General features: G+C 39.5%; 17 protein-coding genes and 1 pseudogene. 8 read left to right on the top strand and 10 right to left on the bottom strand.

Annotated elements, in window-relative coordinates; translation table 11 throughout:
- Positions 1-5 precede the first annotated feature (5 nt).
- From coaC to HMPREF1125_RS08780, 4 genes are all read left to right on the top strand, one after another.
- A complete protein-coding gene (coaC, locus tag HMPREF1125_RS08795) occupies positions 6-557 on the top strand; it encodes a phosphopantothenoylcysteine decarboxylase (protein ID WP_001274052.1) in 552 nt (183 codons plus the stop codon).
- Complete coding sequence (locus HMPREF1125_RS08790; RefSeq protein WP_001042724.1) at positions 541-1104, top strand: ECF transporter S component; 564 nt, start codon at positions 541-543, stop codon at positions 1102-1104. The genes coaC and HMPREF1125_RS08790 overlap by 17 nt, the downstream gene beginning before the upstream one ends.
- Positions 1105-1286: 182 nt before the next feature.
- Positions 1287-1814 carry an ECF transporter S component gene (locus HMPREF1125_RS08785; protein WP_000354646.1) on the top strand — a complete coding sequence of 176 codons (528 nt, stop codon included), beginning with the start codon at positions 1287-1289 and terminating at the stop codon, positions 1812-1814.
- An 11-nt stretch (positions 1815-1825) separates the two neighbouring features.
- Positions 1826-2341 (top strand): transcription repressor NadR, encoded by a 516-nt coding sequence (locus HMPREF1125_RS08780; RefSeq protein ID WP_000159161.1) that lies wholly within the window; start codon positions 1826-1828, stop codon positions 2339-2341.
- Here HMPREF1125_RS08780 and HMPREF1125_RS08775 read toward each other — a convergent pair.
- The 6 genes and pseudogenes from HMPREF1125_RS08775 to HMPREF1125_RS08755 form a co-directional block, all read right to left on the bottom strand.
- Positions 2338-2805, bottom strand: coding sequence for an 8-oxo-dGTP diphosphatase (locus tag HMPREF1125_RS08775; RefSeq protein ID WP_000091535.1), 468 nt, complete (start codon positions 2803-2805; stop codon positions 2338-2340). The two genes, HMPREF1125_RS08780 and HMPREF1125_RS08775, sit on opposite strands and share 4 nt — an antisense overlap.
- 819 nt (positions 2806-3624) lie before the next feature.
- A complete protein-coding gene (locus HMPREF1125_RS08770) occupies positions 3625-4128 on the bottom strand; it encodes a GNAT family N-acetyltransferase (protein WP_000366286.1) in 504 nt (167 codons plus the stop codon).
- A gap of 16 nt (positions 4129-4144) precedes the next feature.
- Positions 4145-4228 (bottom strand): annotated as a pseudogene (locus HMPREF1125_RS12620) (UvrB/UvrC motif-containing protein); the annotation flags it as partial.
- A 33-nt stretch (positions 4229-4261) separates the two neighbouring features.
- Positions 4262-6118: a DNA/RNA helicase domain-containing protein gene (locus HMPREF1125_RS08765; RefSeq protein ID WP_000185537.1), complete on the bottom strand. Its 1857-nt coding sequence runs from the start codon at positions 6116-6118 to the stop codon at positions 4262-4264.
- A 14-nt stretch (positions 6119-6132) separates the two neighbouring features.
- A complete protein-coding gene (gene uvrB, locus HMPREF1125_RS08760) occupies positions 6133-8121 on the bottom strand; it encodes an excinuclease ABC subunit UvrB (protein WP_000610407.1) in 1989 nt (662 codons plus the stop codon).
- A gap of 76 nt (positions 8122-8197) precedes the next feature.
- The gene (locus tag HMPREF1125_RS08755; RefSeq protein ID WP_000792133.1) at positions 8198-9151 is read right to left on the bottom strand and encodes a CPBP family intramembrane glutamic endopeptidase; all 954 of its coding nucleotides are present in this window, start codon (positions 9149-9151) and stop codon (positions 8198-8200) included.
- A gap of 172 nt (positions 9152-9323) precedes the next feature.
- Here HMPREF1125_RS08755 and HMPREF1125_RS08750 point away from each other — a divergent pair, with 172 nt between their 5' ends.
- The 3 genes from HMPREF1125_RS08750 to zwf all read left to right on the top strand — a co-directional run bounded on the left by HMPREF1125_RS08750 (position 9324) and on the right by zwf (position 13866).
- The gene (locus tag HMPREF1125_RS08750) at positions 9324-11489 is read left to right on the top strand and encodes an ABC transporter substrate-binding protein/permease (RefSeq protein ID WP_000726964.1); all 2166 of its coding nucleotides are present in this window, start codon (positions 9324-9326) and stop codon (positions 11487-11489) included.
- The gene (locus tag HMPREF1125_RS08745) at positions 11489-12229 is read left to right on the top strand and encodes an amino acid ABC transporter ATP-binding protein (protein WP_001096337.1); all 741 of its coding nucleotides are present in this window, start codon (positions 11489-11491) and stop codon (positions 12227-12229) included. The genes HMPREF1125_RS08750 and HMPREF1125_RS08745 overlap by 1 nt, the downstream gene beginning before the upstream one ends.
- A gap of 149 nt (positions 12230-12378) precedes the next feature.
- Entirely contained in the window at positions 12379-13866 is a 1488-nt protein-coding gene (gene zwf / locus HMPREF1125_RS08740; protein WP_000096114.1) for a glucose-6-phosphate dehydrogenase, read from the top strand.
- Positions 13867-13909: 43 nt separating this feature from the next.
- On the opposite strand, the gene ftsY is transcribed toward zwf, so the two are convergent.
- From ftsY to HMPREF1125_RS08725, 3 genes are read right to left on the bottom strand one after another with little or no spacing between them, the layout of a single operon-like run.
- Positions 13910-15211, bottom strand: coding sequence for a signal recognition particle-docking protein FtsY (ftsY, locus tag HMPREF1125_RS08735; protein WP_000522280.1), 1302 nt, complete (start codon positions 15209-15211; stop codon positions 13910-13912).
- Between the two features lie 3 nt (positions 15212-15214).
- Complete coding sequence (locus HMPREF1125_RS08730; RefSeq protein WP_000763413.1) at positions 15215-16033, bottom strand: Cof-type HAD-IIB family hydrolase; 819 nt, start codon at positions 16031-16033, stop codon at positions 15215-15217.
- Positions 16033-16824, bottom strand: a complete 792-nt coding sequence (locus HMPREF1125_RS08725) for a Cof-type HAD-IIB family hydrolase (protein ID WP_002883258.1) — start codon at positions 16822-16824, stop codon at positions 16033-16035. Before HMPREF1125_RS08725 ends, HMPREF1125_RS08730 begins: the two co-directional genes overlap by 1 nt.
- Before the next feature lie 205 nt (positions 16825-17029).
- Between HMPREF1125_RS08725 and HMPREF1125_RS08720 the strand changes: the two genes are divergently transcribed.
- Entirely contained in the window at positions 17030-17725 is a 696-nt protein-coding gene (locus HMPREF1125_RS08720; RefSeq protein WP_000136043.1) for a VIT1/CCC1 transporter family protein, read from the top strand.
- Between the two features lie 39 nt (positions 17726-17764).
- Here the strand turns inward: HMPREF1125_RS08720 and HMPREF1125_RS08715 are convergent, their stop codons facing one another.
- Positions 17765-19753 carry an ABC transporter permease gene (locus HMPREF1125_RS08715; RefSeq protein WP_000489345.1) on the bottom strand — a complete coding sequence of 663 codons (1989 nt, stop codon included), beginning with the start codon at positions 19751-19753 and terminating at the stop codon, positions 17765-17767.
- Position 19754 lies beyond the last annotated feature (1 nt).

Genomic DNA, 19754 nt, shown 5'->3' with positions numbered 1-19754 from the left:
AAGCCATGGCAAATATTCTCATCGCAGTGACAGGTTCCATAGCCTCCTATAAAGCAGCTGATTTAGTCAGTTCTTTGAAAAAACAAGGCCATGGTGTCACTGTCTTAATGACTGAGACGGCAAGAGAGTTTATCCAACCGTTGACACTACAGGTCCTCTCACAGAATCCAGTTCACCTTGATGTCATGCAGGAACCCTATCCTGATCAAGTCAATCATATCGAACTAGGCAAAAGGACTGACCTTTTTATTGTCGTCCCCGCTACTGCTAATACCATCGCAAAGTTAGCCCACGGATTTGCTGACAACATGGTGACAAGCACAGCGCTTGCCCTGCCAAACCACGTCAAAAAGTTAGTCGCACCAGCCATGAATACAAAAATGTATGACCATCCGGCGACTCAGGCTAATCTAAAAACATTAGAGACCTATGGTTATCAGATTATCTCCCCAAAAGAATCTTTACTAGCCTGTGGCGATCACGGCAAAGGCGCCCTAGCTGACCTGAATACTATATTAGAAAGAATAAAGGAAACCCTCGATGAACAAACGCTCTAACATTGCCCCAATTGCTATCTTTTTTGCAGTTATGCTCGTTATCCACTTTTTGAGCTCCCTCCTATTTAATCTTTTCCCATTTCCAATTAAACCAACTATCGTTCATATTCCAGTAATCATTGCTAGTATCATTTACGGCCCACGAGTTGGAGTTACACTTGGTTTTCTTATGGGACTATTGAGCTTAACGGTAAACACGATTACCATCCTTCCAACCAGCTACCTCTTTTCTCCATTCGTACCGAACGGAAACATCTATTCTGCGATTATCGCTATTGTCCCTCGCGTTTTGATCGGTCTGACACCTTACTTGGTTTATAAACTGATGAAAAATAAAACTGGGCTAATCCTAGCTGGTGCCCTTGGTTCCCTTACCAACACCGTCTTTGTCCTTGGTGGAATCTTCTTCCTTTTTGGAAATGTCTTCGATGGCAATATCCAAAAACTCCTAGCAACTGTTATCTCTACAAACTCAATCGCCGAATTGGTTATCTCAGCCATCTTGACTGTAATGATTGTCCCACGTCTCGAAACCTTGAAGAAATAAAAAAACAACTCCACTTTCGTCCTGAAGGTGGAGTTTAGTAGTTAAAACATAAGAATTAAGTTCCCAGTATTCTTTCTTTACCACATTTAACCAAATATCCATTAAAAATCACTAATGCTTCTTGACTTGATTGGTGATTTATTGTACTATACTTGTGTATATACAGATAAATGGAGGTTCTTATGGATATACGGAAAAAAACGCGGTTTATGACTATGACTGCCCTACTCACTGCAATAGCGATTTTGATTCCAATCATTATGCCTTTTAAAATCGTTATCCCACCGGCTTCTTACACCTTGGGAAGTCATATCCCCATCTTTATCGCCATGTTTCTTTCGCCTTTGATGGCTGCTTTTGTGATTATTGCTTCTAGTCTCGGTTTCCTGATGGCAGGCTACCCTATGGTTATTGTCCTACGTGCCTTCTCTCACATTGTTTTTGGTACTTTGGGGGCTTTGTACTTAAAAAAATTCCCTGAAACCTTGGATAAACCAAAGGCATCTTGGATTTTTAACTTTGTTTTGGGTGTTGTTCATGCTATCGCTGAAGTACTAGCTTGTATCATCTTTTATGCTACTTCAGGGACAAATGTTGAAAATATGTTTTATGTTCTCTTTGTCCTAGTTGGTTTTGGCACAATCGTCCATAGTATGGTAGACTATACATTAGCACTAGCTGTCTATAAAGTGCTTCGAAAACGTCGCTAAAAGGAAAAACTATGACAAAGGATCGCAAACAAGCTCTTCTCAAACTGTTAAAAGAGGCGCCAAAAGCTCTCAATGGTCAAACCTTGGCTGAACACTTCCATGTTACGCGCCAGGTCATTGTACAGGACATCGCTATTCTCCGAGCAGATGGGGCTCCTATCCTATCCACCAATCGTGGTTATATCTACAAAGAAAATGATGCCACCCCCTACGTCCACAAACTTTTTAAAGTGAAACATGAACTGGAAGAAATCGGGCAGGAACTTCTAGCCATTGTAGATAATGGCGGACGCGTTCAAAATATCTTAATCGATCATCCCGTTTATGGCGAAATTGAAACCCATCTCAAACTCACCTGTCGCCGAGATGTCCAGCACTTTCTGGAACAAGTCGAGAATTCAGACTTTAGACCCCTTTCTGAATTGACAGACGGCATCCATTACCACCTTGTTGAAGCTGAGACACAACAAGACCTCCACTATATCGAGGAGGCCTTGGATCAGTTGGGTTATTTGGTAAAAGACTAGAAAATTTCTTTCTCCCAGCCGTCCTCTGTACGGTGGCGATAGAAAAATTCAGACTTGTCAGGTGCTTCCATCATTTCCATCAAAGGCAACATATCATAGGCCAGATCCAAGCTTGGAATCTGGTCTTTTTTCACCCAAGAAACTTCTCCTTCATCTGAAGAGCGAAGGGTACCAGAGAACTCAGTCGCCTTATAACAAATGACAATATAGCGCTCACCTGTATCTAATGGCCAATTTTTAATGCCGACAAGTTGAGGATTTTGGATAGTCAATCCTGTTTCTTCATAGATTTCACGAATGACAGACTCTGCGAAAGCCTCGCCATTTTCTACATGACCTCCAGGAAAGGCATAACCAGACCAGCGATTGTTTTCAGGAGCGCGGTACTGCATAACCACGCGCTGAGTTTCGAGGTCTTCAATCAGACAAATGTTTGTTAAAATCGTTAATTGGGAACGGGACATAAATTCGCTCGCTTTCTAATTTGTTATATAATTTTTTCAGACTTGATGTCAGATTTCATGATGAAGGGATTAATCAGTTCATGATAATAGTATACATCATGAAGCAAATATCCTTTTTGAATGACGATTTCTTGTTCCTGAACTTCAAAATCAAGTGTTATTGGAACAGGAAACTTTGGAACAAAGGTAAAAATCGATAAAGACAAATACTAGTAAAATCAGATAGACTATTCTAAAAAAGTTAGATGTTTCAAAATGGTTTATTCCTTATTCTTTCGATATGGTTCTGCAATAGAACGGTTAAGCCAGCAAGGGAGAAAAAGAACAGATAAGTTGAAATTGGAAACCAGATGTAGCGGTGATCTAAGGATAAGAGGGAAGGCAGAATACCCTTACTGTTTTTCCCACCAATCCCTATAAAAAGATGTACAATTAAACCGATACTATTAAGATAGATAAATAATTCAGTAAATCTTTTTAGGGTCATCTTTTTTCTAGACGAGTCTAGAAAAAAATAGTCAAATACCCTATAAACTAGACAAAAAAGATTCAGATACAAGGGAAAACTATAATTGATTTCCTTGTAGGGCAATGGAATTGGTAAGATATTAAAAATTTGATTAACACCAAATCCTATCACTAATACCAAACTAAATATAAGACAGAATCCTACTAATTTATGAGAATCTAGCCCCGATGACTTCTTATACTTCGTCTCTTTTACTTTCACAATAACTTCTCTCTATTTAAAAATATATTCTAAAACGTAATCATTTGTTCATTGTGCAATCTGAAAACAAATCACAACTGTCCTTGCATTTAACTCTCTGATTTTGTTGAACTCTTAAATACCATTCTAATTTCAATGATAGGCTTTCCAAGTTCAAGTATTTTTTCTTGGCCATCAACAGTAAAACCCATTTTTTGATAAAAAGCAATGGCTCGCTTATTTTCTTTTAATACCCATAAGAATATTTCAGAGAAATGTTCAAGAGTAGTCAGAGCTTCCGTCATTAACTTCTGAGCAATACCTTTTCCATAATAGTCTTTTAAAACATATAAGGCGATAATTTCACCAGCTTGAATAGTCTCATTACGAAAGTTTCCATAACTGATAAAACCAACTACCTTCATGCCGTCCATCGCAATCAATGTATTTTCTGGATATTTTTGACTAAAGAATCGACATCTTTCTAATGTCATCGTCTCCTGAAATTCTGCAGGTAAAAGGTCATCATAAGCCTCTCTCCACGTTTGCCAGTGAACGAGGGATTTTCCTTCTATCTCTTCAGGAGTTTCCATCTGTTTGATAGTAAGATCCATTTATTTTTATCCTTCCCTATCCCAACGCCTTGACTTCCAACATCATATCCCGAATCTGGGCGGCAAGTTCAAAATCAAGCACTTCGACGGTTATTTGAATTTATTAAGAATCAATATATTCTTTCACAAACTATTAATTTTTATCAGTCGGAAATATTTTTAGCAAAAACTCCCTTAGTTTATCATCCTCTATATAAACCATTTGACCGTACACAGCTCTCGTCAATAAAATATAATAAGCATTTTTTACAAATTCATCAATTTGATCAACACCTTTTTTAGTAGCAGTATCGAAAGAATTATCTTTATCCACTTTAATACATTTTTCTTTCTCATCTAAATAGATATCTTTACCAATATAAATAGATGCAAAATCTATATCAAACCCATGAATATCATAAACATTTCCAACTTCTGTTGATTTATTCGCATAATTTCTAAACTTATCTCCATCCCTACTCCATTTCAATGAATATTCTTTAGTATGTATTTTTATGAATTCATAATCATTTGCTTTTTTTGCTGGTTTACAGTACCCAGCCAAACGAAGTGATTTCTTTTCAGGAAATTTAGATTGCTGATTTGATAAATAGTCTACCCACTCCTCTATATTTCTTGCTATTTTGAAATACCCTTTTTCTCCCAAGTCTTTATATTTAGAAATAAAGCGATTATCCAAATCTTTTTGAGATTCTATTCCTAACAGATCTTTTATAAATGTTATAAACTTATTTGCAAATTTACTATCACTACCTTTTAAAATTCTGAGCTGAGGTTCTAATTCAGGCGTATTATTAACAACATTCTGTAAATCTTTAAAAGTTTCTTCAACATATTTATTATCACCTTTTCTTAAACATTGAGTATTATCATAAGAAATTATTAATTGTGAATCATCGAATTTCTTTTTGATATAGTCTAAAACAGCTGGATAAGGTAGTTTATCAAACTCTTCCTTCGAAAAATCTTCTATATTATTTGAAATTCCATTAATATTTTTTAAAATATCTGTATCATGTTTGGCACCTGTAGGATAGATTAAATTCTCAGTTAATCTTGTTGTTCGTTGAGCCTCATCAATAAAAATATAATCAAACTTTTTGTTAGTATTTTTTAATTTATTAAAAGTAACAATATCTATATTGTTTTTATTTGGTTTCAATCCGTAACTAGTTAAAATTTTTTTAAATCTATCTCTATGTGTATTCCTTACAAATATAGCAATTTGAGAATTAGGTTTTTCTAATTTTAAACGAGCAATAAGATGTAATAATAGTACAGTTTTCCCTGTTCCAGCTCCTCCTTTAATAAAATGAACACGTTTATCACTTTGTTCTAAAATCATTTTTAAAATAGAATTTTGATTTTCTGTAAGTTCAAAGAATGGACTTTCTGCAAACAAACTTGAAGTTACTCGCTTTAAATTTGGTTTATCATCAATTAATTTATTTTCCTGTAAAAATTTAAGAATATTATTGATCACATCTTTTTCAACAATTTCTCTTAATGCTTGATATTTTCCCGATTCATTACCTATATCTTTGTTTGCAAGTAATTTACCAACGTAATCACCATCTTTATTCATGTTTACAAAATTTAAAAAATTAAATTCTTCTATAAAAGTTAAAATCAAAATTTTTTCAATATAATTTAAATTTTGGGATATATTCTCTCCATAAAAAGCTATATACTCACCATTTATAAATTCTTTAAAACGTTCATAATTTTCTTTTTTTAACTTTTCACTATGCTCTTTAGTTCTCCTACTCGCATCAATAGTCTGACCTATATAATAATACCTTCTTCCATCACTTTGAATAGGGGATATATAAATATAAATCAAAGGAAAGTCAGATAGTGCTCTAAAATCTTCATCAGAAATCTTAGGAATAATTGTATCATCGAGTTTGGCCCTAACATAATTAAATTTAGGATTATTTTTTGGATATTTACCCCAGCGTGGAAATTTATTATTTTCTGTATTTGTCATTCGTTTTCTCCTATCTAACCCAACGCCTTGACTTCCAGCATCATATCACGGATCTGAGCTGCCAGTTCAAAGTCAAGCACTTCGACGGCTTCTTGCATTTGTTTTTCCAGTTTCTTGACGAGTTCTTTGCGCTCTTGCTTGTTGAGGCTGTTGATGTCAATTTCCTTGTCCTCTTCCTTGGTAACTGCCTTGGTTACGGCAATCAGGTCACGGATTTCTTTCTTGATTGTCTGAGGTACGATACCATGTTCTTCATTATATGCCATCTGGATTTTCCGACGGCGAGCTGTTTCATCGATAGCGCGTTGCATAGACTGAGTCATCGTGTCCGCATACATAATCACGTGCCCTTCACTATTACGGGCAGCACGACCAATGGTCTGGATGAGGCCACGTTCGTTACGAAGGAAACCTTCCTTATCAGCATCGAGAATGGCAACCAAGCTTACCTCAGGAACGTCAATCCCTTCGCGGAGCAGGTTGATTCCGACTAAGACATCAAATACACCCAAGCGCAGGTCACGGATAATCTCCGTCCGCTCCAAGGTCTTGATGTCCGAGTGCATATACTTGACCTTGATGCCCATTTCCTTGAAGTAGTCGGTCAAGTCTTCTGCCATCTTCTTGGTCAAGGTTGTGATAAAGGTTCGTTCATTCTTTTCAACACGGGCATTGATTTCACCCAATAGGTCATCAATCTGTCCCATAGTCGGACGGACTTCCACCTCTGGGTCTAGAAGCCCTGTTGGACGAATGATTTGCTCAATCACTGTCTCGGTCTGTTCATTTTCATAATCACCTGGTGTCGCTGAAACGTAAACAATCTGATGAACGTGACTTTCAAACTCTTCACGACGAAGAGGTCGATTGTCCAAGGCTGATGGCAAACGGAAACCATAATTTACCAGCATTTCCTTACGAGAGCGGTCTCCATTGTACATGCCCTTGATCTGCCCCATGGTCATGTGACTTTCATCAATCATGATCAAGAAATCATCTGGGAAGAAGTCGAGAAGCGTATAAGGGGGCTCTCCTTCGCTACGACCATCCATGTGACGAGAGTAGTTTTCAACACCGTTGGTATAACCCATCTCACGTAACATCTCAATATCATACTCTGTCCGCTGTTTCAAACGCTGGGCTTCTAGCAGTTTACCTTCCTTCTCAAAGATAGCTAACTGCTCCTCCAACTCTGCCTGAATCTTGGCAATCGCAACCTCCATGTGGTCATCATTGGTCACAAAGTGAGTGGCAGGGAAAATCGCCAAATGATCCACTTCTCCCAATACCTGACCTGTCAAAGCCTCTACTTCACGGATACGGTCAATCTCATCCCCGAAAAACTCTACTCGAAAAGCGTGTTCATCACGAGAAGCTGGGAAAATCTCCACCACATCCCCACGAACGCGAAATCTTCCCCGTTGGAAATCAATATCATTACGTTCAAACTGGATATCAACCAAGTCATTCAAGAGTTTATCACGAGAAATCTCAAGACCTGGACGAAGACTAACGACGCTATCAGCGTATTCCTTTGGCGAACCCAGACCATAGATACAAGAGACAGAAGCCACAACGATGACATCATTGCGCTCTAGAAGGGCTGAAGTCGCTGAGTGGCGAAGCTTGTCAATCTCATCATTGACGGAACTGTCCTTCTCAATGTAGGTATCGCTAGAAGGTACATAGGCCTCTGGTTGGTAATAGTCATAGTAGGATACGAAGTACTCAACAGCATTTTCAGGGAAAAATTCCTTGAACTCCCCATAGAGCTGCCCAGCTAGAGTTTTGTTGTGGGCAATGACCAGAGTTGGCTTATTAACTTTGGAAATGACTTGACTCATGGTATAAGTCTTACCTGTACCAGTCGCCCCCATCAAAATCTGAGCCTTTTCTCCACCCTCGATATTGTCAACCAACTGCTCAATCGCTTGGGGTTGATCTCCTGAAGGTTGGTATTTTGATACTAGTTTAAATTTATTATCTGTAATCCGATTGATCATAAGAATCCTCTCTCGATGTGCTATTCCTATTTTAGCATACTTGTAGCATTTTCACGAAGAAAAGGACGGACCTAAGTCACATCCTTTCATTTTCTTTCTTTAATTGATAAGCGAGATAGACAATCAGAAGTAACAAGACTAAACTTGTCATGATAGAACCTTCAATCCCAAAAGAGCCTCCTGATAGCCAAACTTGATTGCCTTGTGGTAAAAAGGTCATCAGAGACGTTCCTGACGGTTGACCGCTAACTAAAATGCCAAAAAGATTGCCCTGAGCAAAATTCCAAGCTCCATGAATACCTGCAACACCCCAAACTGTATCAGCTTTGAGAAGGTAAAGAGCCATGGCAACTCCGAATAAGAAGAGATTCACTAGAGATAGAGGTGTTAGACCAGAATTTCCCACATGAAGCAGGGTAAAGAATATGCTAGATATGACAACAGCAAGTTTTAGATTGGTTCTTGAGGCCAATTGTGGAAGAAGCCAAGCACGGGACACCACTTCTTCTGCTGTCCCCTGTAAAATCCAAAATGGGATAGTAAAGACGACAAAAGTAAGCGAATAAGGATTCAAGCGAATGGATTCCAAACGATATTGCCCCAAGACCACCAAACCTAACAAGGTCAGAAGAAAAAGTGCCAAACCTAGGCCAAATCCTTTCAGAAGACTGCTAAGGAAATTTTCTCTATAAAATCCCAAGGTTCTAATAGATCTTTTCTCAACTTTTTTAGTCCATCTGAACACAGTGTTGAGAATAAAACCAAAGGACAGCAATGCTAAAATTAAACGAAAGTCACTTGTTTTATCCGTCAAGCTCTGCTGCAAGGTCTGCAAGTAAGTTGCAAGATTTTGACTAGCCTCTCCAAAATTTCTAGCAAGTCCGATGAGAGCTAACAAGCTAATACCATACAAAGTATATGCAACAAACTCTCCTATAAAGACAAAAACAAAGGCTAACAAAGGACTTGTGTAAATATTTAAACTCATTTGGGAAGATTGGAAGTCTTTAAATATTCTTTTATTCTTCATGTTCCTGCCCTCATTTCTTCTATTACATACTATTATTATATCATTTTACAGTAGCAATTCAAGAAGGAAAAGAAAACATAGATGTTATATTTTCTGACACAAAAATATAAAAATTTGCCTTTTCACCTTTTTTCTGGTATAATGGAAAAATATTCGAAAAAGGAGACTAAAAATGAAGAAAAAAATACTAGCATGTTTGCTCATTTTATTTCCCATTTTCTCACTAGGTATGGCAAAAGCTGATACTGTTAAGATTGTGTCTGATACAGCTTACGCACCTTTTGAGTTTAAAGATTCAGATCAAACCTATAAAGGAATTGATGTTGATATTATCAATAAAGTCGCAGAAATCAAAGGATGGAACATCCAAATGTCTTATCCTGGATTTGACGCAGCTGTAAATGCAGTGCAGTCAGGTCAAGCGGATGCCATTATGGCAGGTATGACAAAAACAAAAGAACGTGAAAATGTCTTTACCATGTCTGATACCTATTATGATACAAAAGTTGTCATTGCTACCACAAAGGCGAATAAAATCACCAAATATGAGGAACTTAGCGGGAAAACAGTTGGAGTTAAGAACGGAACTGCCGCTCAACGTTTCCTCGAAAGTATCAAAGATAAATACGGTTTTTCTATTAAAACCTTTGATACAGGTGATTTGATGAATAACAGTCTAAGTGCTGGTGCTGTAAATGCCATCATGGATGACAAACCTGTTATTGAGTATGCGATTAACCAAGGACAAGATCTCAGCATCAATATGGATGGTGAGGCTGTTGGAAGCTTTGCTTTTGGTGTCAAGAAAGGGAGCAAGTATGAACACTTGGTTACAGAGTTTAACGAAGCTCTAGCCCAAATGAAGAAGGATGGTAGCTTGGAGCAAATCATCCAAAAATGGACAGCTTCTACAACTACGGCAAGCCCAACAACAACTACTGCTGCTGGACAAAAAGCTACTCCAGTGAAAAGCAAGTACATTATTGCCAGCGACTCATCTTTTGCCCCATTCGTCTTTCAAAATTCAAGCAATCAATACACTGGTATTGATATGGACCTCATCAAGGCCATTGCCAAAGACCAAGGTTTTGAAATTGAAATTACCAACCCAGGATTTGACGCAGCCATTAGTGCTGTTCAAGCAGGACAAGCAGATGGTATCATTGCTGGTATGTCTGTAACAGATGCCCGTAAGGAAACCTTCGACTTCTCAGAATCCTACTACACAGCAAATACGATTCTCGGTGTGAAAGAATCAAGCACGATCGCTTCTTATGAAGACCTCAAGGATAAAACTGTCGGTGTTAAAAACGGAACTGCTTCCCAAACATTCCTTACTGAAAATCAAAGCAAATACGGCTATAAGATTAAAACCTTTGCAGATGGCGCATCAATGTATGACAGTCTGAATACTGGATCTATCGATGCCGTGATGGATGATGAGCCAGTTCTCAAATATTCTATCAGCCAAGGTCAAAAATTGAAAACGCCAATCGCTGGAACACCAATCGGTGAAACTGCCTTTGCGGTTAAAAAAGGAACAAACCCTGAATTGATCCAGATGTTCAATAATGGACTTGCGAACCTCAAAGCTAACGGAGAATTCCAAAAGATTCTTGACAAGTATCTAGCTAGCGAAACTTCAACTGACTCTACAAGTACGGTTGACGAAACTACTATCTGGGGCTTGCTTCAAAACAACTACAAACAACTTCTTAGCGGACTTGGAATCACTCTTGCTCTAGCGCTTATTTCATTTGCAATTGCCATTGTCATCGGTATTATCTTTGGTATGTTTAGCGTTAGCCCATACAAATCTCTTCGTCTAATCTCTGAGATTTTCGTTGACGTTATCCGTGGTATTCCCTTGATGATTCTTGCAGCCTTCATCTTCTGGGGTATTCCAAACTTCATCGAGTCCATTACAGGCCAACAAAGTCCAATCAATGACTTTGTAGCTGGTACTATCGCCCTCTCACTCAATGCAGCAGCTTATATCGCTGAAATCGTTCGTGGTGGGATTCAAGCTGTTCCAGTTGGGCAAATGGAGGCCAGCCGCAGTCTTGGTATTTCTTATGGAAAAACCATGCGTAAGATTATCTTGCCACAAGCGACTAAATTGATGTTGCCAAACTTTGTCAACCAATTCGTTATCGCTCTTAAAGATACAACCATCGTCTCTGCTATCGGTTTGGTTGAACTCTTCCAAACTGGTAAGATCATCATTGCCCGTAACTACCAAAGTTTCAAGATGTATGCAATCCTTGCTATCTTCTATCTTGTAATTATCACGCTTTTGACTAGACTAGCGAAACGCTTAGAAAAGAGGATTCGATAATGGCAAAACTAAAAATTGATGTAAATGATTTGCATAAGTATTATGGAAAAAACGAAGTTTTAAAAGGAATTACAACTAAATTCTATGAAGGAGATGTTGTCTGCATCATCGGTCCTTCTGGTTCTGGTAAATCCACTTTCCTCCGTAGCCTTAACCTTCTCGAAGAGGTAACGAGTGGCCACATCACAGTGAATGGTTATGATTTGACTGAAAAATCAACCAATGTCGACCATGTTCGTGAAAACGTGGGAATGGTCTTCCAACATTTCAACCTCTTCCCTCACATGTCCGTCCTAGAAAATATCACTTTTGCTCCTATTGAACACAAACGGATGACCAAAGAAGAAGCTGAAAAATTGGGGATGGAGTTGCTTGAAAAGGTTGGCCTTGCAGACAAAGCGAATGCCAATCCAGATAGCCTTTCAGGTGGTCAGAAACAGCGTGTAGCCATCGCACGTGGACTTGCTATGAACCCTGATATCATGCTCTTTGATGAGCCAACTTCCGCTCTTGACCCTGAAATGGTTGGAGATGTACTGAATGTTATGAAGGAATTGGCGGAACAAGGCATGACCATGATTATCGTAACCCATGAGATGGGATTTGCTCGTCAGGTGGCTAACCGTGTTATCTTTACGGCTGATGGTGAATTCCTGGAAGATGGAACTCCAGATCAAATCTTCGATAACCCGCAACACCCTCGTCTAAAAGAGTTCTTGGACAAGGTCTTAAATGTATAAAACAAAACTGTAAGGTTCTCCTTACAGTTTTTTAATTGCGTATTGGATTTTTTGTTTTTTTTGAAAATTATGATAAAATAAAAACTATGATAATGAGGAAATCTCATCCCTAGTCCAACTAGGAAAAAATATAGAAATTAGGTAGCTAGATGTCATCAAAGGTTATTGTTACAATTTTCGGTGCGAGTGGAGATTTAGCTAAACGCAAACTCTACCCTTCCCTTTTCAGACTCTATAAATCAGGCAATCTCTCTGAGCATTTTGCTGTTATCGGAACAGCTCGTAGACCTTGGAGTAAGGAATATTTTGAATCTGTAGTTGTCGAGTCCATCCTTGATTTGGCAGATAGTACCGAGCAAGCTCAAGAATTTGCTAGCCACTTCTACTATCAAAGCCATGATGTGAATGATACGGAACATTACATTGCTTTGCGTCAATTACAAGCTGAGCTCAATGAAAAATACCAAGCTGAACACAATAAACTCTTCTTCTTGTCCATGGCACCTCAGTTCTTTGGAACCATTGCCAAGCACCTCAAATCTGAAAACATTGTCGATGGTAAAGGTTTTGAGCGCTTGATCGTTGAGAAACCATTTGGTACAGACTACGAAACAGCTAGCAAACTCAATGAAGATCTCCTTGCGGCCTTTGATGAGGAGCAAATCTACCGTATCGACCATTACCTAGGTAAAGAGATGATTCAGAGTATCTTTGCTGTTCGTTTTGCCAACATGATTTTTGAGAATGTTTGGAATCGCGAACACATCGATAATGTTCAGATTACCTTTGCAGAGCGCTTGGGTGTAGAAGAACGTGGTGGCTACTATGATCAATCTGGTGCCCTTCGTGATATGGTGCAAAACCATACACTCCAACTCCTCTCTCTTCTAGCCATGGACAAACCAGCTAGCTTTACAAAGGATGAGATTCGTGCTGAAAAGATAAAAGTCTTTAAAAACCTCTATCATCCAACTGAGGAAGAACTGAAAGAACAGTTTATCCGTGGTCAATATCGCTCTGGTAAAATCGATGGTATGAAATACATTTCCTATCGAAGCGAGCCAAATGTCGATCCTGAATCTACAACAGAAACCTTTGCGTCTGGTGCCTTCTTTGTAGACAGCGATCGCTTCCGTGGCGTTCCTTTCTTCTTCCGTACTGGTAAACGCCTGACAGAAAAAGGCACTCATGTCAATATCGTCTTTAAGCAAATGGACTCTATCTTTGGAGAACCATTAGCACCAAATATCTTGACCATCTATATCCAACCAACAGAAGGCTTCTCACTCAGCCTAAATGGGAAACAAGTCGGTGAAGAATTCAACCTGGCACCAAGCTCTCTGGATTACCGTACAGATGCTACTGCTACTGGAGCCTCACCAGACCCATACGAGAAATTAATCTACGATGTCTTGAATAACAACTCTACCAACTTTAGCCACTGGGATGAGGTAAGTGCTTCGTGGAAATTGATTGACCGTATCGAAAAGCTCTGGGCTGAAAACGGAGCTCCACTCTACGATTATAAATCTGGGAGCATGGGGCCACAAGCTAGCTTTGACTTACTTGAAAAGTATGGAGCTAAATGGACCTGGCAACCAGATATCGCCTATCGTGAAGAGGGCCGTTTAGAATAGCAAAAATATCCTGCAAGATGACTTGCAGGATATTTATTTTGTATTAAATCAATCCTTCTAAGAGACCCTTCATAAAGTTTTCTGAGTTAAATTCCCCGATATCATCGATTTTTTCACCGAAACCAATCAATTTTACAGGGATATTGAGTTCTTCTCGAATTGCCAGAACAACACCACCACGGGCAGTTCCGTCAATTTTTGTCAAAACAATACCAGTCAATGGTGTTATCTTCGAAAATTCCTTAGCTTGTACCAAGGCGTTCTGTCCAGTTGAAGCATCGAGTGCCAGGAAAGTTTCATGAGGTGCTTCAGGAACGACACGTTTGATAATTCGACCAATCTTTTCCAACTCGGCCATAAGGTTGTCCTTGTTTTGCAGACGGCCTGCTGTATCAATCATAAGGATATCAATTCCTTCTGCTACAGCACGTTCCATCCCATCAAATACCACACTTGCTGGATCAGCCTTTTCAGGTCCCGTCACAACAGGAACATCCACACGACGGCCCCATTCTACTAGCTGGGCAACGGCGCCAGCACGGAAGGTATCTGCCGCAACCAACATGACTTTCTTGCCAGCTTGTTTGTAGCGATGAGCCAATTTCCCGATAGAAGTTGTTTTCCCAACACCATTGACTCCGACAAAGAGCATGACTGTCAAACCATCTTGGAAATGGATTTGTTCATCGTAGTTGCCATCCTTCTCATAGAGCTCGACCAATTTCTCGATAATGACACGACGGAGCGCGTCAGGCTTCTTAGCATTTTCGAGTTTAGCTTCATAGCGTAGTTCTTCTGTTAAGTTTGAAGCGACTTGCACACCGACGTCGCTCATGATGAGCAGTTCTTCCAATTCTTCGAAGAATTCTTCATCGACAGAACGGAAGTTGGCAAAGAAGGCATTCAAACGAGCACCGAATCCTGTACGGGTTTTCTTGAGACTGCGGTCATATTTTTCCTGCACGGTTTCTTCAACCTGAGGAAGTTCTTCTTCTACTACTTCTGACGCTAGTTCTTCTTCAGTTTCTTGGTTCTCTTCTTCTAGAAATTTTTCCGACTCTTGGAATTGTTCCAATTCATCAGATTCTAGCCCAAGCTCTTCCTGAGCAGTTTCCTCGACTGCTTCTGGTTCAATCACTTCTTCTGTTGAGACTTGAGGAAGTTCTTCTTGAGCAGGTGTTTTTTCCACTTTGTCTCTTGCTGTCTCTTCCTGAGCAGTTTCTTCGACTGCCGTTTGGTTTTCTTCAACCTCTTCTGACAAATCAAGATTTTCCAGAGCTTCTTTAACAATATCTTCGATTTTCGGCTCTTCTTTTTTCCCGAATAGACGGTCAAATAATCCCATATTCTAATTCTCCTTTAGCACGTATTCTTCGATAGCCCAGGCAACGGCTTCCTCGTCGTTGGTCATGGGGGTAATCACATTGGCAACTTCCTTAACCGCTGGAACAGCATTTTGCATGGCAACTCCTAGACCTGCCCACTCAATCATGGAAAGGTCATTGGCCTCGTCACCACAAGCCATGACTTGACTTTGATCGATTCCTAAGTGTTTAATTAATTTCGCTAAACCTGTTGCCTTGTGGACGTTTTTCGGCGACCATTCCAATAAGAGTTCACGCGATTTGAAGATTTCGTATTGGTCAAACAATTCTGGAGAAATCTGTTGAATCGCTGCATCCAAAGGTTCTTGGGCAAAAGCAGTCACGCATTTATTATACGTCATCTGACTAGATAGATCTTCAAAAGCGACAGGTACGAAAGTCAGGGCTGGGTTGAACTTAGCATAGAGACTTTCTTGGTCTGACTGGATTTGATAGACGGTTCCTTCTGAAATAGCATCTAACGGTAATCCGAGTTTTTCAGTTTCCTCGTACAAGCGTGCCACATCGTCGATTGAAAAGACGGTTTTATCGAGAATCTCCCCTGTATTTTTCTGTACTAGACCACCATTAAAGGTGATGGTGTACTCATCCTCCTGACCATCAGTCCCTAGCTCATGGAGAAAGAAATCCATAGCCTTCAGAGGACGTCCCGTTGTCAGAACGACCTTGATGTCACGGTCACGCGCAGCTTTGAGGACCGCCTTGGTACGATCTGTCAGCTTTTTATCCGTTGTCAGCAAAGTACCGTCCAAATCCAGTGCAATCAATTTAATATCTGCCATTACAAACCCTCCATATAAGCCATCACTGATTGGTCCTTATGGTGGCCAATCACTGCTTCTGCTAATTCTAAAATTTCTGGTCGCGCATTTTCAGGAGCGATGGGGTGCCCCACTACCTGCATCATGTGAAGGTCATTGAGATTATCGCCAAAAGCCATAACCTGATCCATGGTCAGACCCAGTTTTTTTGCCAGCTCAACAATAGCTACACCCTTATCAACATAGTCCAAGACAATATCAATGGATTCAAAACCAGTTGTCATGGCTTTCACACCAGGAACATTTTCGTTGACCCAGGCCTCACCAACTTCTATCGTTTCTTCTGTGAAGTTGGTGGTGAATTTAAAAATCTCATCCGTGATATCTTCTAAACTCGCTACTTTTTGAATGTTTTCATTGTAGTGACGACTAAACATCAGATAGATCTCATCCACTGTATCCAATACATAACAAGCTTTTTTCCCAGTCAAGAGCATTTTTCTTTCATCAAAATAGGGCGATTTCTTTAAAGCTTCAAAAGTGCTCAAGTAAAAATCCCGAGACATAGTAGCCTCATACATATCCTCACCATGAAACTCAACATAGCTCCCATTTTCAGCTATAAAAATCACTTCATCACGCACATCTGCAAACAACTTTTTCAGGGACAGGATACCACGACCTGAAGCCACTGCAAAATAAATTCCCTTTTCCTTGTAGGAAACAAGTACGTTTTTAAGGCGTTCCATATCAAACCGACCCTCTCCATCTAGAAAGGTTCCATCCATATCGGTTGCTACAAGTTTAATCATAAAATCCTTCATTCTCCAATTGATAAATCTATCTTCTATTATACCATAGATAAGTTTAAAAAGGTCCAGTACAGTAGGATAGCACTACTTTTTCGGAGAAACTTCAAAGGGCATAAAAATTAGAATAGTAGAACTTTTTTCAGATAGTTTAAAAAGTTTGTATTCCCCTACCCTTTTCTCTATAATGGAGAGAAAGGAGATGACTATGACAGAAATAAAACATGAAATTGATGCAAACTTTGCAGGCCGACTCAATATCCTGCGCGCGGGTGTTCTTGGTGCCAATGATGGGATTATTTCCATCGCTGGAGTCGTTATTGGTGTTGCCAGTGCGACAAGCAATATCTGGATTATCTTTCTATCAGGATTGGCCGCTATCCTCGCTGGTGCTTTTTCTATGGCTGGTGGCGAATATGTCTCTGTATCGACTCAGAAAGACACGGAAGAAGCCGCTGTTGCTAGAGAGCAATTACTCTTGGATAAAGACATGGAATCTGCAAAACAATCTCTCTATGCTGCTTACTTACAAAATGGTGAGTGTGAAACGTCCGCCCAACTCTTGACCAACAAGGCCTTTTTAAAGAATCCACTCAAAGCCTTGGTTGAGGAAAAATACGGTATCGAGTACGAAGAATTTACCAATCCTTGGCATGCTGCTATTTCTAGCTTTATCGCCTTTGTACTGGGTAGTCTTCCGCCTATGCTTTCAATCACTGTCTTTCCAAGTGGCTATCGCATCCCTGCTACTGTTCTTATCGTGGCCCTTTCCCTTCTCGTCACTGGCTATACCAGTGCTAAACTAGGCAAGGCACCTACGAAAACGGCTATGATCCGTAACCTCTGTATCGGTCTTCTCACCATGGCAGTAACTTACCTGTTTGGACAACTCTTTAGTATTTAAGATAAAAGAAATACCTCGATAAACATCGAGGTATCTTTTTTACATTTGCACAATCTTGCGATAACTTCTTGAGGTAATCATAAAGATTAAGACATAGACAATGAGGAAGATAGCACAGATGGATAAAGTGACTGTCAACATCATGGTCGCATCTAGCACACCAATGACTTTTAGGATGAGGCTAAGCATGTGATAAGCAAAGGCAAGGTGTAGGAAGGCAAATAGCAAAGGAAGGAAGAAAACAGTTAGGACCTGTTTGTTAATGGTTTGCTTGATTTGCTTTTGATCGAGACCGACTTTTTGCAAAATGATAAAGCGTTCACGATCTTCATAGCCTTCAGAGATTTGTTTGTAGTAGATGACAAGAACCGTTCCCACCATAAAGATGATAGAGAGGAAGATACCGATGAAGAAAACTCCACCAAAGAGAGCACTCATCTGCGCACTACTATCAGCCAGATTGCTTCCGTAAACATAGCTTCCTTCTTTGTTTAGTTCTCTATTAAAGTTGTTAACGAATTTTGAATAGTCATCTGCAATTTTAAGCTGCTCTTCCTCACTAGCCGTTACATTCATACCACCATAGTATTGATTAAAGATGGAAGAATTAGGATGCTGGTCAAGAAAGGCTTTCAAGTCAGGAACAACCAAATAGTTATAATCCGAAGTTAGAATATTGTACTGATTTGGGACATGTTCAAGAATAAAATCTTTTTTGATTTCTTCTTTGATCGTGTAGGTCTGGTCATTCAGAGTCAGTTCTTTTTGACCTTGAAGTTGCTTGTTTTGAGCAAACAATCCAACTTCCTTACCTGAAAGTGCAAGTTTCTGTCCTGTCATATTCTCATAGTCTTTTTGGTCAAAGACCATAAAAATAGTTTTCGGTTGAACACGATTTTGACCTTTCTCAAAAATTGTCAATTTCGTACCTTCTTGATTTGCCACACCAAAGTTACTGTATGTAAGGACTTCTTTCTTTGTGACAGTCAATCCTTTTTCACTAGCATACTGGCTCAAGAGTTTTTCGATATCTTCTTTTTCAACATTCTGTCCTGTAATCCCAAAATCATGTGGATTCATGACCTTCTTGAAGTTTTCTGATGCCTTAAAGATACTTGTTGCAGCAGACATAGTCACTAAGACCATGGTTGAGAGAATAGCAATCGTCGCCAGACCAACCGCATTTTTCTTCATACGGAAAATGAGATTGGATACGGAAATCATGTTGTTGGGTTGGTAATAATAACGCTTGTTTTTCTTTAAGATTTGTAAGAAAACTGTAATCCCTGCATTGAAGAGAAGATAAGTTCCCAAAATTACTAACAAAACTGCTACGAAGAAAATCAGAACAGCAGAAAGTGGGTTTTCGACTGTTACTGCTAGATAGTAACCCGCTCCCAAACTAATCAGACCTAGAATGGTTTGGACACCTAAGAAACGTCCTTTTTTCTCACCACTGGCCTTCTCACGAGAGAGCTGAAGGGCATTCATGCGTGCAATACGAAAGGCATTGATAAAAATCAGACCTAGGAAGATAGCTCCAAAGACGATGAGAACTAGGATAAAGACAATTGGTTGGAAAGTCGAAACGAGCTCCACTTTCATCTTCATCAGCTTCAGAAGAAGGGCGAAGATTAGCTTATCAAAGAGAGCTCCTAGACCGAGACCAGCTGTCAAGGTTAAGGAACCAAAAATAAGAAGCTCCTTAAAAACCATACTGATCAAATGGCGCTTTTCGAGACCCAGCATACCATATACACCCAGCTCCTTGGAGCGGTTCTTCATGACAAAACTATTGGCATAAAGTACAATAATTCCAGAAGCGATGGTAACAACCACCATACCGAGGGCAAGCGTCATAGAGATAGTTTCTCCCCCTCGGATCTTGCCAATGTTAGGATTAAGCGACAGTGAGTAAAAGAGATAGGTGATGGTCACTGCTAAGAGAACAGCTAAAGCAAAGGGATAGTAGAGTTTGCGGTTTTTGATCAAGTTGGATACCGCTAACTTATTGGTTAATCGGAACATA

The organism is Streptococcus oralis SK304 (assembly GCF_000287715.1).
GTDB lineage: Bacteria > Bacillota > Bacilli > Lactobacillales > Streptococcaceae > Streptococcus > Streptococcus oralis_Y.
Note: the sequence above shows the minus strand (reverse complement) of the source record. Positions and strands in the feature narration are given on the sequence as shown.